We start from the raw sequence: 16,674 nt of genomic DNA on the forward strand, positions 1-16,674 counted from the left end.
TTGATGCTGGTCTTCCTATCCTCCAATCTGCGACATATGCCGCAGCGTAGGTGTTCCGTTAATCTCTTGCCCTTTTAAGGCTTTTACCATGTCATGAGTTTCGGGTTTGGAGCCGAGCGCCTTGTAAAATAAATCCTGCACCGCTTTGTCGTCACCAACGAGCGGGCGAACATTGTACTCATCTGACCAGTACAGACAAGGCTTAATGTTACCGTCGGCCGTTAACCGGAGCCTGTTACAGCTACCGCAGAAATGGCTGCTGACCGGATGAATCAGTCCGAATGTTCCAGCGGCTCCAACGATCCGGTAACTATCTGCTGGGCCATTGCCATACACATCACCGCAACTTTCGTAGTTCCACTTGGTTCCGCAAGTCTTCAGTACATGTTCAAGCGGCAAATAACTCGACTTCCAACCGGTTCCACTGTCTCCGATGGGCATGTATTCAATAAAACGAATATCAATTGGAGCTTCCAGCGTCATGCGTAGAAAATCCTCCACCTCATCGTCATTTACACCCTTCATCAGTACAACGTTTAGCTTGATGGGCTTGAATCCAGCCTTTTGACTGGCTTTGATGCCCTCCAGCACGCGATGTACCTTACCGCCCCGTGTAATACGCGCAAATCGCTCCGGCTTGAGCGAATCCAGACTAATGTTCACGCGTGTCAGACCTGCAGCTTTCAGCATCTCGGCATGAGCTGCCAAAAATATGCCATTGGTTGTCAATGCAATGTCTTCAATCCCTGGAATAGCGGATAACATCGCAACCAGTTGATCCAGCCCCTTGCGAACGAGAGGTTCTCCGCCAGTCAATCGCAGTTTCCTTATGCCTAGCGGAGCAAGTGCCTGGACAATCGATGTAATTTCTTCATAGGACAAAATGCGTTCTGTCGGTTCAAACTGCATTCCTTCTTCCGGCATGCAATACACACACCGCAGATTGCAACGATCCGTAACGGATATACGCAAGTAATCGTGCACACGTCCAAAAGGGTCTATTAGTTTTGATTCCATACACGTACCTCCTTTCTCTCGGGTGCTGTCATGACATCGCTAAAGGAGAACACTCGCTTCCTCACATGTATTGTCAATCATGGGCTAAGCATAATGATGTCTGGCTTTGCTAACTGTGCAAAATATCACAAGAACTGAAACATAACGCACAGTTGCACATTTATGAAAGCTCCGCAAGCCTTTTCCGAACAGGATTTCAGTCCAAATAAGGCGAGATTATGACAAAAATAAAGGTGTGAGCAGGCTCACACAGCCCCGCTGTCTGCTTTTCTATAATCAAGTTGCAACACCACACTAATCCCAATTTGGAGGAATGACCCATGAACACATACGCTGCAACCATTAATGCCACAGAGTATCCACCTCATTTGAAACATAAAATTATCTTTGAAACGTTTGAAGCTCTTCAGCCTGAGGAAGCGATGTTACTCGTTAACGATCACGATCCAAAACCGCTCCGCTTCCAGTTTCAATCGACACATCCTGACGGCTTTGACTGGGAATATATCGAACAAGGTCCTATAACGTTTCAGGTTAAAATCACTAAACGATAGATTGGAGTTGAACGGGAATGGCGCATGTTGAAATCATTAACGAGACTACACTGCGTCTGACGCTGGGACTCGAAGATGCTGTATCCATGATTCAGATCGCTCAGCGTGAGCAGGCAGCCTATGCACAGGAGATCATTACGATTTACGAGAAAATGCCCGTGTTCGAATTCACTCATTTCTGCTTCTATGCCTATGACAGTGCGAGACTGTTTGAACGTGTGCTTGAGATGGACCCCAAAACCTATCTCTCCTTCTCCCTGGATGCACCTGATTCATTCTTCTATGCCCTGTACGGAGGCATGGCCGCTTTATATGAATCTTCGATCAAGCTGGTTCAGCAGACGCAAGCAGCTACGGCAGTCAGCACCGAAACGGATGTGAACGTTCATGCTTGAAACCGACGTTAATATTGTTGAACTGGACGTACGCCCTCATCTGAGCAAAAAACTGGAGCCTTTTCAGCTCATTATGGATACCGTTAAAGAACTGAAACACGAAGATGTATTGGTCCTGCATGCGCCGTTCAAGCCGACTCCATTGCTTGGCATTCTGAAAATGAAAGGATACTCCAGTACATCGGAGCGTCTGGAATCCAATCATTGGGTGACCACATTTGTGCATAAAAAAAATAAAACCGCTGCAGAGAAGATTTCTGCGGCGGTTCAATTCAATACGTTGGCTCGAACTGAATTAACTTCATCGTCGATTGAGGATTCGGGTTCAGAGGATGCCATGAATTCCTGTGAAGGGCAACCTCCAGCAATAGCTGAACCTTCGAAATCCGCAGTTTTGTCAGATGAGCCCATAACACAGGAACAGAAAGAGCCAACCATTGTACTGGACAATCGCGGACTGGAGCCGCCCCAGCCAATGATGCGCACATTAGCTGCACTTGAACGTTGCAAACCGGGAGAAGTTGTACTTATTCATAATGACCGCGTACCCGTTTTTTTGATCGAGGAACTGAATCAGCTCGGTTGTCTCTACACCGTTGAGGATCAAGCGGATGGTACAGCCAAAGTCAGAATTGAAAAAGGGTAAGGGGGCGAAAGCCATGTCCAGGTTGCCGTTTCTTTTTATCATCACGGGCATCGTTGGATTTGTAATGTATCACGCATTCTCCCTGCTCTCCCTGACAGGCTGGCTAGGTGATGAATTAAGGGGACCCGAAGGCTGGTTTCATGCGCATTTGTTCGTACTCGGATGGGCCACCATGCTGGCGATGGGTGCAGTTTATCAGTTGATACATGTCATTTTACAAACGAATATATATAGTGCAGTGCTTGGTTACTGTCACTATTTCTTGTTCACCGTCGGTGCTACAGGCATGTTGATTGGTTTTATTCGCACAGATGTAATCTGGATTGCAGGTTCAGCAACGCTTGCACTATCCGGCATTTTGTTATTTGGCTTGAACATGGGTATCACCCTCTACCGTGCTTCCATATGGAACCCTGTAACGATCAGTGCAGCGTGTGCCTGTCTGTACCTTGTACTTACCGGTTTATCGGGCATGCTGATGGGACTGAATTTTGCTTTTGGTGACTGGAATGGTCTGCATCAACGATTGTTTGGCGCACATATCTGGATGGGAACCCTTGGATGGTTTGGCATGTTAATCACCGGATTCAGTTACAAAATGCTGCCGATGTTTTATTTGTCCCATGATTTCTCTATCCGATTGCAAAAGATGGTTCTGGTCCTGTGGAATGCTGCTGTTATTACAGGAGTGATCGCATTCCTGACAGGTATCCAAGGTGGCTTGCTCTGGTTTGCGCTTTTGCTTTTGACAGGAGCACTGATCTGTTACGTATACCACCTGGAGCAAATTCAGGAGAAACGGCATAAAAGCAACCCTGGACCCGGAATCCGCTGGACGGTCTATGTAAGCCGTGCCTTGCTCGTATATTCCATGGCTCTGTTAATCTATAGTGCGCAAGATGTAGAGCTACTCCTTGATTCACGCGTTGTGCTTCTGACTGGCTGGGTATACCTTGGAGGCTGGGTATCTCTGACGATCCTCGGGTATGCTTCCAAAATCGTGCCTTTTCTATGGTGGACCCACAAATACGGCAAGCTTGCAGGACGTCCTGGCACTCCACTCATGGCTGGCATGTTAAGTGAAAAAAGGATCAATCATGGAATACTTGCGATGGTTGCAGCCAGTCTGCTCTTAGTCAGCGGTATTCTGATTAATTTGGCGGAAGTGATGATGGTTGGCGGAACATTACTGTCTATGATCTCTATCGTGTATATTTCAAATATCGCCTTGGTATTCAGACGTTAACAAGATGGATTGGAGCGTGGAAAAGATGGAACAAACCTCACAGTTACTAGAGTATTTAAAAGAAGTCTACGACCCGGAGCTTGGTGTCAACATCGTTGACCTCGGCCTTGTGTATGAAGTAAAGGAAGAACCTGAGCGCATTCAGGTGCGAATGACGCTGACTACGCCAGGATGTCCACTGCATGACACCATCGTTGGTGCGGTGAAATGGGTTTTACAAAAAAATACCGACAAAACCGATATTGACGTACAGGTGGTATGGGAACCGCAATGGTCTCCGCAGCTGATGTCCAGAGAAGCCAAAGAAATGCTCGGATATTTTTAAACAGGTGTTTATAATTAAGGATGTCGGCACAAGGATATATGTCCAAACAACTCTGTCTGATGAACATCAATACCCGAAAAAACGTACCCAAGCTCTGATCCAGTCAGGCCAAGGTACGTTTTTGTATGTGTTCCTTTTTGCATGGAAAGGAGAGGCACTTCACCAAAGAAAAAGAACTCCTCGCGGAGTCCCCATTCCCTATTATTCATCCGGCTCTATCGGATATTAGATATCTTTGGCGTAAGAAGCTTCCGGCACTTTATTCAATACCACGAACAAACGAACTTCCGCATCACTTGTGTTATGGAACGCGAATTCCGTCTCTCCTCCGCAGGATACCACATCTTCTGCCTGAATCTCATGCTCTGCTCCGTCCAGAATCAGTGTGCCCTTGCCTTCAACGACCAGCAACGTGAGGTCTGCACCGGGATGTTTGTGAACGGGAAGCTGCTGTCCTGGCAGAAAATGAAGCATGAAGGTTACACCACCTCCTTGTTGAAACAACACCCGTTTCGTGAAACGTTCCGTACTGTATGCTTTAACTTCTTGTAATGACGTGATACTCATGATCATCATCCTCCTGTATTTGTTCTGGTTATGTATTCATTTTAACGCGAAAAAACCTGCAACTCCTTGATTCAAATCAAGAAAATGCAGGCGTGAATTCAGGATTTACATTCTAAAATATCACTTGTTTTATATATCAGTAAATACAAGAACAAATACCAATATAATATATATCCATATTATAATAGAAGAAACTCATTCATATTACCAATTGTCCTCTCTTTTCCGCCAAACCAATCGTTGCGTGCACACCCGAGTTAAATTCCAGAAAATCCTGCTCCACCCCGTCACTGAAAATAACTCCATCCTCCGGCATTTGTGAAACAATGTGAAGGGGTTGCTTCGCACGAATCTGTCCAAACACGAGATTTGCCGCCGTGGTTCGACTCGGGAACGGTTCACGTACCGTAAAATATAAATAAGGGGAATCCCACGAAAACTCGTTCTTGTTCAATCCTCCCTCAGAAGCCGTTCCTCTTAAATCAACTGATCTTTCATCACTAGTCAATTGCTGGTGCTCCCCCCTGCTCACATGTTGCCAAGCCGCTGAACGGACAATACCTGAGGCACCAGCCAGCACACTCTTAAACCATCCGGTTGATCCCATGCCTGTAGATACGATAATACCGCTGGATGATTGATTTTCAGTAGAGGCTCCCAAACGCACTTCATAACGGGCAGATACATGTGTCTTCCGACCAATAAAGAGATCATTGACACCGTACAGCACCTGTCCGTCATTCAGCTCAACTTTGGCAAGGGTGACTTCCTTAAGCGAGCGCTGTCTACGTATCACGTCTGGAACAATGAAGCTTAAATCCTCCACTGTAAAAGGCAACAGCACCCCGTCCCACCGCATCGGATCTGGATTCACACCGATAAGCGGCTGCTCGGTAACATATTTCAACGTATTGGCAACCAGACCATCCTGTCCGACCACTACCACAATATCTTGCTCTCCAAAAATAAAGTTTGGCACATGCTCCCGGTCAATCATCTGAACACGTCCAAGTTGACTCAATTGCTGCTGAGCAAGCTGTATCGATTGCTTGTAACGGCGATCTTCCTCGACGTAATCGCTAAAGTCAGCACCAAGACGTTCAATGTAAAACTGAGCCTGCTGTACAGTGTTGTAACGTACAATCAATTCCTCCAGTCGGGTTCTGCGCTTAACCAAAATTAATTTATGCTCACTCATGGGTTCATTTATCTTAACCATCTGTGATTCCACCTCCCGCTTTCCCTTTGACTTGAGGAAAACCATTATTGATTTTTTTGGTTTTTTTGAATTTTTGAACTTCTCTCACTTGTTTCATTTGTCTCACTTGTCTGACTTGCCCGACTCACCAGATTGACTTGATTATCTGACACGTTTTGACGAACTCGACTGGATCGTATAAACCGTGTTCTGGAAGCGGATAGATTGGTTTGTTTCCCCCATCCAACAATCATCGTGTTGCCCCTCCCTTACCTCTTCCTTCTGCTGGTGCCATCAGACCCTGTAGCAGATCTGGTGAGATATTCAGCTGCCCGATTTTGCCAGCATTCTCGGCCAGTTCCTGGAACGCAAGTGCAATCAGTTTATCCGAATTCATGCCCATATTGGCCATGGCCTGTAATACGTTCGGCTGTACATGCTGAAGCGAATTCATGACTGCTGCAATCTCATACGCTTTGGCATCCGCTTCCGCATTCTGATTCGCAATGGTGAGCTCAATTAACTGTTGCTTGCGCTCTTCCATCGCGGTATTAAACTGGAGCTGCTCCTGTTCCATCTCGTTCTGCTTCTGTTTCACCGAGCGTTCGGCCTGTAATTGGGTTTCCCTAATCTGTTGTTTCTTCGTCTCCACCGCAATCTCGGTATTCAGTTCATTTTCCTTCACGCGGCGTTCCTGCTCAATGGAAGCATTGCGCCGCACATATAAAGCCTCGTCCGCCTGTCTTAAAATTTCTTCCCTCGCCTGTGCCTCCAACGCACGCATCGTTTCCTTATTAGGCAAAATAGCCAAAATGGACAGATTCATCAGCTCTACGCCCAGCTTTTCCAACTCTTCATGCTGTGCGACCTCTCGTTTCATGCTGCTGGCAAGCCGTTCGCTGGATTGAATCGCCTCTTTTAACGGCAACTGCTCCAAATATTTCTTCGTGAGCACTTTTGCTATGGTAATCACCCGCTGATCCAGCTTGTGAGGATCGTCAGACATATATTGATTTTTGCGCAAATTGTACGTGTAATTCAGACTCTGTGTAATTTTGCTGTAATCCATAATGCGATAGCTAAGCTGTCCCTGTACGGTAACCGTCTGATAATCCGCTGTAATCTCTTCAAACATAAACGGCACATCCACCGAAGAAACAGGCAATACAACCACCGAAGTCGTTGGCTCATAATAATAAAAAGATAGGCCCACGCCTTGGCGCTGTACCTTGCCGTTCTTCACTTTCATAACATATTCACTCGGCTGAAACTTTACAAATCGGAATCCAAACATGGCTCATTCCTCGTTTCTTATTAATGTCGTTTTGATATTATCGAAATGATAACAAACGATCTCGATATTGTCAATACGACATTAACAAATTCCGCACGAAAAAGAGACCGAATCATGGATTCGACCTCTTTCTTGTCTACATGTCATTTACTTTCCATTAAATCAAGTTACCGTTTCTAATACAGCTGTTCCATCAATCTCGCTACTGCAACGGCGCCTTGCGCACGATTAGCGGTTTGTTTGGGAGCAAATGTGCTATCAGGCAAGCCATTTAGCACACCGAGTTGCGACATGAATACCACAGCGTCTATGGCATACTCGGCAATGTCTGCTTGATCTCTGAACTTCATCTGACCGGTGTCTACAGTAGCAGAGTTGTTATTACGTTCTGCTGCTTCCATCGCTCGATGTAACATAACACCCATATCCTGTCGGGAGATGTGATCATTCGCACCGAATGTTCCGTCGGCTCTGCCCTGAATAATGTTCATTGCGAGACCTGCGCGAACCGCATCCGCATACCATTGATCTGACTTGACATCTGTCGGTAGTTGGGTAGCCGAAGAATCAGTGAGATTTGTTTTGCCAATCCCTTTAACGAGCATCTGTAAAAATTGGGCACGGGTGAGTTCACCCTGCGGTTCAAAACGTGTGTCACTCATTCCCGCGATGATGCCTTTGCTATAGAGATGTTGAACCTCTTGAATTGCCCAGGCATGTTGCTGCAAGTCGGTTAACGGCACTTCAACATTGGTTATAACGTAACTTCCAGGCTTAGACGGCTTGAATGCCATCGTAGCTGTGCTCTGCTCATACTTCGTATACGTTACAGGATGGAGTTCACCGTTTGTTGAGATGGAGTTGACGACCATGACCGTATGATCTGTTTTGACAGGTTGCACATCGGACAAAAGCACTTCAACCGTCTTGTCAGCCCACTGGATTGACTTGTTATTGAGAAGCATCTGCACATCAACTACAGGATGATTGCCCATATTGGCTCGCTGGGTATCGTTCACTTGCGCAGCTGACCCTTCCGCAACGATAACGTCAAACATAGCTGTGTTCTCGGCAATCGTGAGGGGCAGGGACCGAAGCGGAATCCGAACTGTCGTTTTGCCTGCAACCACCTCAATAGACTGCACTTCCTCTGAACGAACCCATGAAGAGAGCTGACCTGCTGGTACTTGGAACTTCACTGTTTTGGAACTGTCTGGTACATCGGCCACCAGCTTCAATGTACGTTTGCTTGCGTCCATTGATTTCAAAGCCTGAGTAAGCTCAGCCACACTTGGGCGCACCGCATACGCACCATCTCCTGTTGCTGTTCCTTTTACAGTAATAGAACCACTCGCTGTTTCGCTCCCAGGTTTTGGCTGAGGCGTAACTACCGGATTGTTCGTACTTACTGAAGGTGCCGATGACCCGGACGGATTACTTGGCTGAGATGGCTGTCCCGTGCCCGGGTTTGTCGTCTGACGTGCCAGTTGCGCAATGGCCTCCTTCAGAAGTTGATCCACATGAATTAGCTCTTGTTCTGAAGCTTCAACATCCAGAACAAACTGCCGAGCTTGCTCCAACGCTTTACTGAATACACTCCAGCTCGAAGCCGTGTAATCCGTTTGTTTCAATGATTCCGCCGAAGCAACGGTTGATTTCAATACGGTCCTGTCACCCGGAATTGTGCCATATGCCTCAAATTCCATGAATCCAACCCATGTCGGGCCAGCTGTAATGGTTACACGAATATAACGCCCCTCTGTGCCCTCGGGGAGAACATGACTTGGGGATGTAGATACGACAACATCACTGGTGGTATCCACTACGGTCTTGAAATGCTCATTATCATCGGAGACATCTATTCTGTATTTGATCCCACCGCTCCACATCGACATTTCAAGTTTCCGAAGATTGGCAACCTGTCCCAAGTCCACCTTCCACCAAGTATCGTTACCCGGGCCCTGATCCGTTCCCCATGACGTATTTGGATTATCATCAATTGCACCTGACGGGGCGTTGTCTTTACCGCCTCCATTTCCAGCACTACTATATGCAGTAGCGGTTTTACCCGTGGTCAAGGCTTCTAGTTTAACCAGATTTGTAAAAGCTTGTTTTAATGTATCCAGTGCTGCATTTACCTGAGATTGCATCGCATCTGCTTGGTCTCTCACCTGAATAGCAGCCTGTAAAGCTTGCTGTAGAACTGACCAGCTGCGGTGTGTATATGAAGATTCATTTTCCAGCTGCATGAGCTGAATGTACTGGTGCAGTTCTGTTTTATCCACGTCAGACAAGCCCTTAATGGCTGCTTCGAGACGCTCTACCGCTTTATTTGCATCAGTCTGAGTAGCTCGTGAGTTAGCCACAACGGATTTTGCATGTTCCAGTGCTTTACTGAATACGCTCCATGTTGCATCCGACCAGTTATTCCGTTGAATCTTCTCTGCTTCTGCAATTGCCGCTTGAAGTGGCTCCAGTTCTGGTGTAATCACGCCGAGCTGTAACATCACATTTTCCAAAGATGCTGATGCAGCATCGGTTTCCTCTTGACTCACACCACCTGACGTATACGCTTTGGCGTATACCCCTTTAGCTTCAACAATTGCAGGAGCCAGACTGCCCCAGCTTTCTGGTGTAAAATCACTTTCTACAAGCGAGTTTGCTCGTGTCAGTGCCGCTGCGAGCTGCTGCCGATCTGTCGGCATCTGTTCCATTCCTCTTTTGTACACATCGAGTGACCATAACGCTCTTCCTTCATAAGAATGCCCGCCATTCGCTGGATACTCATCGTAATCAAACATGCCCTGGTTCTCCCACGCATCGCCTTCGGATGCAATCCAGCCTACATCTGCCGGAATCCATGCCGGCTCCCAGTAAAAGAAACCTGCACCGCGATTATTCGGTACATTGGCAATCAAATCCATGATGCCAGCGATGGCATCGTATTGACCTTGCACTGTTGCCGGGAATGTGGCTCCACCATGAAAGAGCGCTTGATCCGAACCGATAATATTTCCATGCGCGTCCCCGTTTTTATAAGTGAACGGATAAGACGTTTCAGCTATAATGACATCTTTCCCAAAGGCTGCTGAAACTTCGTTCATCGTTTTCTGCACATCGGCAAATGTCCCGTGCCAGAACGGATAATAGGATAGTCCAATGATGTCATAATCGGAGTCCAGTCCTTGTTTTTTCAACTCCTCAAAATACCATTTGAATGTCTCTGCCTTGCCACCTTCAGCCAGATGAATCATGATCTTCGCCCGATCAGCTGCATTAACGTTTCCTTCAACTGCGCGAACCCCATTAATTCCCTGCTTTAGCAAAGCTGCATTTTCCTCAAAATTCACATCGCTGCTTAATCCATTGAGAAGACCACTGTTGATCTCGTTACCAATCTGCACCATATCCGGCATGGCTCCTGCCTTCTTCAGATCTCCAACGACTTCAACCGTATAATCATACACCGCTTGCTTAAGCTCTTCGAAACTTAACTTTTCCCACGCTTTCGGTCTGAGCTGTTGACCCGGGTGTGCCCACTCATCGGAGTAATGGAAATCCAGCAGCACCTTTAACCCTTTTTGCTTCGCGCGTACGGCCATGGTGATGACGTCAGCTTTATCGTTATAGCCGCCTGATTTTTGTGGGTCATTCCACAACCGCAGACGTACATAATTGACACCTCGATCTTTGAGAATATCAAGCAAGTCCCGCTCGGTGCCGTTGCTATCCAGATACTTCCCACCCTTAGCTTCAATCGCCGTAAGAGTCGAAATATCAACGCCTCTGACATAATCAGAACGATAACCTTGTACAACAACCGTCGCTTCAGGCTTTTTCTCAGTTCCATATACCGCACCCGTTACAGAGAATGAACCTGATTTTTCATATTTCGTTGGATCAATGCTGTCCCATGTGACAGGAACGAGACCCGACTTATTATTCGTAAAATTGGCTTTGACTTCTGCCGGCAGAACCGGCGCACTTCGTGGAAGTGTGCTCACTTGAACGGAATCAAAATGGGTAATATTAGCCGGTTCCATGCCCTCCGATTCTCCCCACACTTTAAACTCCAATATTTGTGGCCACGCTCCGCCCTCTTTATAAAAGGCTATGTTGAGCTTAATGTATCGTACATTATTTTGTTGAAATGTCAGATCAGCAATCTGTTTCGCATCTGCATTATCACTTTGATCCGTAACGGTAGACCAATGCTGCTGGTCAGCAGACGTTTCAACCGTATACTTCACTACTGTACTGTCTCTCCATGTTATTTCCGCTCCGGATAGATTGTACGTTTCACCCAGATCTATGATGACCCACTCCGGTTTTTCAGCAGTTACTCCCGTTTCTGTACTCCAATAGGTGCTCGCATCCCCATCTACCAGATGCGTTTTATCGCCTCCCCATCTTTTTTCATCCGAACTCACCGTTACCGTTTTGTTCAGCGCGATATTATTTTTTGCCGCCTCTGCGGGCCTGGCGATCAGACCCAGATCACAGAATAACAACAACAAAACAAGACAGCCGCTTATGTACCTTTTGTTCACCCTTGATCTCCCCTTCTTCTGTTTGTTTATGCTTGGATCAATGAATGTCATGAATCCTCCCCATTGTAAGCGCTTCACGATCCTTAGCAACACGGCATTATGCAAAGGAAACAGCAGTTATTTTAACAATGTCGACTTTTCTAAACATAATCCAGCCTAGCGTAATCCTTATTTTCCAGCCTCAGGGAGATGAACAGGTGTATTCTTTTTCCGGCAAAAGCTTACCAAAAGCAAAAAATCTGTTTGCCCGCCTGGAGGCGGAACACAACAGATTTAGTGGCTTACTATATTAAAATCGTTTAATAGAATTGTTTACTAGAATATTTCAATAGAATAGTTTAAATCCATCTATTATTTTGCCAGCTTCAGCTCAAGACGAACCTGGATGTCATTTTCAGTAGAAAGTACAACCGAGTGTGGATTTTTCATGCCAAAATCTTCGAATGTAACCATCGTTGTGCCGGACAGCAGCACTTCATTATTTTGATAAGCCGCTTTAGCGTCAAACGTAACTTCCTTTTCAATACCTCTTACGGTAAGTGTGCCTTTCATTTTCAAATCAGCCGTCTGTCCTTCTGTCCATTCGGAAGGCATACCTTCAAATGAAGTGGCTTTGAATGTTGCTTGCGGATGTTTAGCCATATCGAAGAAGTCTGCACTTTTCACATGCTCGTCGCGCTGTCCATTACCGGAATCAATGCCGTTTACCTCGATTGTTCCATCTGCTTTCGACTGGGCCGGGTCATTCACATTAATCGTCCATTTCCCGCTAACCTGCTCGTCCACAAAATTTACGGTTTCTTGTGAAGTGGTTACTGAGAAATATACTTTCGACCCCTGACTGATATTCCAGTCTCCGTTCAGCTGGTCTGCTCCAACCTTTTTATTTTCCACTGCTTTGCCCGTGCCGCTATCTGCAGCTGTAGTGGATGCAGCCGCGTTTGCTGGAAGCACCTGTTCAATCTCAACATTGTTACCCAAGTAACTATTTGCAAAGTAATAACCGCCCCCACCAATGATGGCTACTGCTGCTACCCCTGTAATAATCCACGTTTTGGCCTTTTTACTCATCTCTATTATTCCTCCAGTACAGTATGGTTTCGTTACCTCTTGATATGGATAGTAACAGTCCAATGTGTCAGGAAGAAGTCAAGATGAAATTCTTTTTCATTTTTTTTCAAAATGTGAAAACAGGATTGGCTTTATGTCCCGCCTCATGTAAAATCAGTACACAAGCTTGTCTGTGAAAGGAGAACACCCTGTTTGAAATCTGTACTCATCGTAGAGGATGAGCAAGCAATCGCACGCGTTCTGGCTGCTTATCTGAGAAAAGCTGAATTTGAAGTTCATCATGCAGCGGATGGCAAGACTGCTTTAACCCTTTTTGATTCCGAAAATCCTTCTATCGTATTACTCGATGTTATGCTACCCGGAATGGATGGATGGGATCTGTTACGAATTATTCGGGAAAAGAGTGCTTGTCCCGTCATTATGTTAACTGCACTGGACGATATTACAGATCGGCTTAACGGTCTGAATGCTGGTGCTGACGATTATATGAGCAAACCGTTTGTACCTGAAGAAGTGGTTGCACGCGTGAACGCTGTACTGCGGCGGAACCCGCACTGGACTTCCGGAGGGCAGGACAAGCGTTCTTTTGGCAATCTGGTCATTGACCTTGCGGCTAAGCAAGTGCTACTGAACGGTGCGGAGGTCGCACTTACACCACGTGACCTGTCTCTACTGATTTTTCTATCCGAGTATCCCAACCGCACATTCACTAGAGATCATCTGATTGAACAAGTCTGGGGACTCGATTATGAAGGCAGTGATCGTGCTGTAGATCTATCGATCAAACGACTGCGTCAGGCACTCTCTCACTGGACAACAGACACAGGAGAAATCCGGACGTTGCGAGGAATGGGGTATCAATTTTGGATCGCCAACTAACATCAACCAAACCCAAACGAACAACATCTATTTTGTCACATTGGACACTACGTTACTTTCTGATTTTATGTATCGGCTTCTCCGTGATTGCCGCGGGTGCGCTGTACTGGATACGAACAACATCGATTGAGAAAAGTTTGAAAACGGCTGAGCTACTCGGTTGGGAGATTGCTGATCGAGTAGCAGTGAAGGATCATAAGCTTCAGGTACCACCTGATCTGAATACGATCGTAAGCAGCCGGGAGAAGCTGTTTAATACCGATAACTATTTTTGCGTCATGGTGCTCGACAATAACAACAAACTGATTTTCTCCCAGCCAAAAATGCAACAAGAGGATGTTTATTACCGACTGTCCGATGATTTTCTTGAACCGCGTAACAGCAAGTATGCTGGTGTAACGGTAGATATTGCTGACGGGAATCAAACGATTGGCAAAGTATGGGTCATGCAATCCAAACAATCTATCACCTTCGGTCCTGAAACGGTCTGGCTCGTCGCATTGATTTTTGGAGGCCTTATTCTCTGCGGCTGGTTCACGATTTATCTCCTGTCGAGCAAACTATCTAGACCGATTCGTCAGGTCGCTTACGCGGCAGAACAGATCCGCGGTGGAAATTATGATGTAAACCTAGATATTAAAACACGTGAACGGGAAATGAACGAACTTGTAGGTTCTTTTGGGGATATGGCAACCCGTCTGCGTCAACTCGAAGAATGGCGTGCACTCTCTCTCGCAGGCGTTAGTCATGAGCTCAAAACGCCTGTCACCTCGATCAAAGGATTGGTGATGGCTGTTCGCGATGATGTCGTCAGTCCGCAGGAAGGCAAAGAGTTTCTGGATATTGCTCTGAAAGAATCAGAACGCATGGAACGAATGATTGCGGATCTGCTGGATTATAATGCCATGACCGCTGGAAGTGTTGCTGTTCGTAAGGAACGTACCGACCTGAAGTTGCTTGTAGGTGAGATCATTTACCAATGGAAAATTGCCTATGAAGAACACATGCCAGAAGTTCAGCTTCATGCGCCGTCAGACGCATTATACGTGATGGGTGATGCACTCCGGATCCAACAGATTATTGTAAATTTGCTTAACAATGGACTGCATGCCACAATACCTGGCCAACAAGCCCTCTTCCAGATGCATTTAAGCGTAGAGGAAGACATGTTACATGTCGATGTGCAGGACAACGGCACGGGAATTTCCATAGAGGATCAGCGTAACATATTCGAACGATTCTATCGGGGAGAGTTGAAAAAACGCCGTAATCGTGGCTTGGGTCTCGGTTTAACATACAGCCGTCTTCTTGCACAGGAGCAAGGTGGTACGTTAACCCTCGTTTCCAGCAGTCCAGATGGAAGTACGTTTAGATTAAGCTTGCCACGCTGGATTGCTCAGCAGGAAACATCTATTCCAGAGAAAACCTATCGTTCACCTGTCAAAGCCAAATCAGCATTGTAATAAAAAGGCCCGGTATTCCTTAAAAAAAGAAAGCCGGGCTTTCATTATTCGCCGAGGTACTGACTTCACCTCTACCCTTGTAGCACTCGGGGTCTGTATTCCTCGTAAGCATCAGAGATCAACTGCCTGTGCAGAGCACTGTTTCCAATAATAGCTTTACGCTTTGCTTTTAACACAATCTGCTCCACATCAGCATAGCTGCAGCCAGCCAGACGTTCACAGATATAATCCTCCAGCCTGTGCTCCTGTTCAAACGTTCCAACCAGTTTGCTAATATACAGTCTGCGGCTATCTTCATCTGGCATCGCGTACGTCATCTTGGTATCAAATCGGCGCCAGATCGCATGATCAAGCTGTGTCTCCAGATTCGTGGCAGCAATCAGAATGCTGTCCCCTTCGAATTCATCCAAACATTGCAAAAGGGTATTCACCACCCTGGCCATCTCTTTTACCTCGTCGTTACTTTCCCTTGTCCGGCCAATGGCATCAAATTCATCAAGAAACAATACGCAAGGATTAAGGCGAGCATATTCAAACAACTTGCGTACGTTACTTCCCGTTTCTCCCAAGTGACTGTGAATAAGGGCATCCAGCCTGACCAGTACAAGAGGCAGTTCCAATCTCTGAGCCAGATATGACGCGGTTAACGTTTTCCCTGTGCCGGGAGGGCCAAACATGACCATTTTATTAGGGATGGATACATCATGTTCCCTGAACTTTTCTTTCATGCCCAGAATGGTAATGAACTCTTCGACAATGCGTTCATTTTCCTCCGAGAAGACAATATGTTGTGCTTTTCGTTTACATTCCTTCGGCGTGTAGAATGCCGCCATATCGATTCCTTTTGCACGAGGGATGCGGTTTGCGTGATTCATTTTACTCATGTGTATATGTAGCTCCTTCAAAAAAGATAGTCATTCGTATCGTCGTTATTTATTGTTAAAGATTTTGTTGTTGCGGACTGCTTGCTAATTAATCGTAATTTTTACTATTAAATAATAACATACAGATGCCTCTTTGCAAAGATCAGACTCCTGATCTGCATCCGTATGTCTACTGAGCCGCCATTCAGTTGCATGGGAAAGCAAAATTTGCTATTCTGAAAGTGCATCGTTGTGTATAACACAAAAAAGCCCTCCAAATTCATGAGAGCGTAAAAATTGTTCCAGATTCTCAAGCGGCAACTTGCGAATCCGGATCTTTATACCAACGAATGTAAATCCAACTAAAAGTGAGGTTAACAATCATGGCAAAAGACGTATTGTGTGAAGTGAACTCCTGTCGTCACTGGGCTCAAGAAAACAAATGTAATGCTTCTTCCATCTATATCGTGAGCCATGCTTCCAAAGAAGCAAGCGAGTCTGCTGAAACAGACTGCAAAACGTTTGAAGTTAAATAAAAAGATCTGTTTCATTCCAAGGAGCCCACTCGGGTTCCTTTTTCTTTGTTTATTGTAGCAAGAATGATAA

At 46.0% G+C, this 16,674-nt stretch carries 15 protein-coding genes; 8 read left to right on the forward strand and 7 right to left on the reverse strand.

The genetic code is table 11. The annotated features are described in order from the left end of the window. Window positions 1-15: 15 nt before the first annotated feature. Window positions 16-1,017 (reverse strand): GTP 3',8-cyclase MoaA, encoded by a 1,002-nt coding sequence (gene moaA / locus BLQ13_RS05830; protein ID WP_090917008.1) that lies wholly within the window; start codon window positions 1,015-1,017, stop codon window positions 16-18. 320 nt (window positions 1,018-1,337) lie between these two features. Between moaA and BLQ13_RS05835 the strand changes: the two genes are divergently transcribed. From BLQ13_RS05835 to BLQ13_RS05855, 5 genes are read left to right on the forward strand one after another with little or no spacing between them, the layout of a single operon-like run. After that, on the forward strand, window positions 1,338-1,571 hold the full coding sequence (locus BLQ13_RS05835; protein ID WP_090917009.1) for a DUF2249 domain-containing protein: 234 nt from the start codon (window positions 1,338-1,340) through the stop codon (window positions 1,569-1,571). 17 nt (window positions 1,572-1,588) lie between these two features. Then, on the forward strand, window positions 1,589-1,966 hold the full coding sequence (locus BLQ13_RS05840) for a hypothetical protein (protein ID WP_090917011.1): 378 nt from the start codon (window positions 1,589-1,591) through the stop codon (window positions 1,964-1,966). Next, window positions 1,959-2,612 carry a DUF2249 domain-containing protein gene (locus BLQ13_RS05845; protein ID WP_090917013.1) on the forward strand — a complete coding sequence of 218 codons (654 nt, stop codon included), beginning with the start codon at window positions 1,959-1,961 and terminating at the stop codon, window positions 2,610-2,612. Before BLQ13_RS05840 ends, BLQ13_RS05845 begins: the two co-directional genes overlap by 8 nt. 13 nt (window positions 2,613-2,625) lie before the next feature. Continuing rightward, window positions 2,626-3,858 carry a hypothetical protein gene (locus BLQ13_RS05850; protein ID WP_090917015.1) on the forward strand — a complete coding sequence of 411 codons (1,233 nt, stop codon included), beginning with the start codon at window positions 2,626-2,628 and terminating at the stop codon, window positions 3,856-3,858. 25 nt (window positions 3,859-3,883) lie between these two features. Next, on the forward strand, window positions 3,884-4,183 hold the full coding sequence (locus BLQ13_RS05855; protein ID WP_090917017.1) for a metal-sulfur cluster assembly factor: 300 nt from the start codon (window positions 3,884-3,886) through the stop codon (window positions 4,181-4,183). Window positions 4,184-4,408: 225 nt separating this feature from the next. Here the strand turns inward: BLQ13_RS05855 and BLQ13_RS05860 are convergent, their stop codons facing one another. The 5 genes from BLQ13_RS05860 to BLQ13_RS05885 form a co-directional block, all read right to left on the reverse strand. Further along, window positions 4,409-4,750: a cupin domain-containing protein gene (locus BLQ13_RS05860; protein ID WP_090917019.1), complete on the reverse strand. Its 342-nt coding sequence runs from the start codon at window positions 4,748-4,750 to the stop codon at window positions 4,409-4,411. 199 nt (window positions 4,751-4,949) lie between these two features. Continuing rightward, on the reverse strand, window positions 4,950-5,969 hold the full coding sequence (locus BLQ13_RS05865; protein ID WP_420848905.1) for a diacylglycerol kinase catalytic domain-containing protein: 1,020 nt from the start codon (window positions 5,967-5,969) through the stop codon (window positions 4,950-4,952). 229 nt (window positions 5,970-6,198) lie between these two features. Further along, the gene (locus BLQ13_RS05875) at window positions 6,199-7,242 is read right to left on the reverse strand and encodes an SPFH domain-containing protein (RefSeq protein WP_090917023.1); all 1,044 of its coding nucleotides are present in this window, start codon (window positions 7,240-7,242) and stop codon (window positions 6,199-6,201) included. A gap of 176 nt (window positions 7,243-7,418) precedes the next feature. Next, the gene (locus tag BLQ13_RS05880; protein ID WP_167375650.1) at window positions 7,419-11,792 is read right to left on the reverse strand and encodes a glycosyl hydrolase 53 family protein; all 4,374 of its coding nucleotides are present in this window, start codon (window positions 11,790-11,792) and stop codon (window positions 7,419-7,421) included. Window positions 11,793-12,143: 351 nt separating this feature from the next. Further along, a complete protein-coding gene (locus BLQ13_RS05885; protein ID WP_090917026.1) occupies window positions 12,144-12,863 on the reverse strand; it encodes a YceI family protein in 720 nt (239 codons plus the stop codon). A 192-nt stretch (window positions 12,864-13,055) separates the two neighbouring features. Between BLQ13_RS05885 and BLQ13_RS05890 the strand changes: the two genes are divergently transcribed. Then, a complete protein-coding gene (locus BLQ13_RS05890) occupies window positions 13,056-13,742 on the forward strand; it encodes a response regulator transcription factor (RefSeq protein ID WP_090917028.1) in 687 nt (228 codons plus the stop codon). Further along, window positions 13,727-15,205 carry a HAMP domain-containing sensor histidine kinase gene (locus tag BLQ13_RS05895; RefSeq protein ID WP_090917030.1) on the forward strand — a complete coding sequence of 493 codons (1,479 nt, stop codon included), beginning with the start codon at window positions 13,727-13,729 and terminating at the stop codon, window positions 15,203-15,205. The genes BLQ13_RS05890 and BLQ13_RS05895 overlap by 16 nt, the downstream gene beginning before the upstream one ends. A 71-nt stretch (window positions 15,206-15,276) precedes the next feature. Here BLQ13_RS05895 and BLQ13_RS05900 read toward each other — a convergent pair whose 3' ends face one another. After that, window positions 15,277-16,089, reverse strand: a complete 813-nt coding sequence (locus BLQ13_RS05900; RefSeq protein ID WP_090917033.1) for an AAA family ATPase — start codon at window positions 16,087-16,089, stop codon at window positions 15,277-15,279. 362 nt (window positions 16,090-16,451) lie between these two features. On the opposite strand from BLQ13_RS05900, the gene BLQ13_RS05905 reads away from it, so the two are divergent. Beyond that, window positions 16,452-16,604, forward strand: coding sequence for a DUF1540 domain-containing protein (locus tag BLQ13_RS05905; protein ID WP_090917035.1), 153 nt, complete (start codon window positions 16,452-16,454; stop codon window positions 16,602-16,604). The last annotated feature ends 70 nt before the right edge of the window (window positions 16,605-16,674 follow it).

The sequence above is a fragment of the Paenibacillus polysaccharolyticus genome, from assembly GCF_900102085.1.
In the GTDB taxonomy this organism is placed as follows: domain Bacteria; phylum Bacillota; class Bacilli; order Paenibacillales; family Paenibacillaceae; genus Paenibacillus; species Paenibacillus polysaccharolyticus.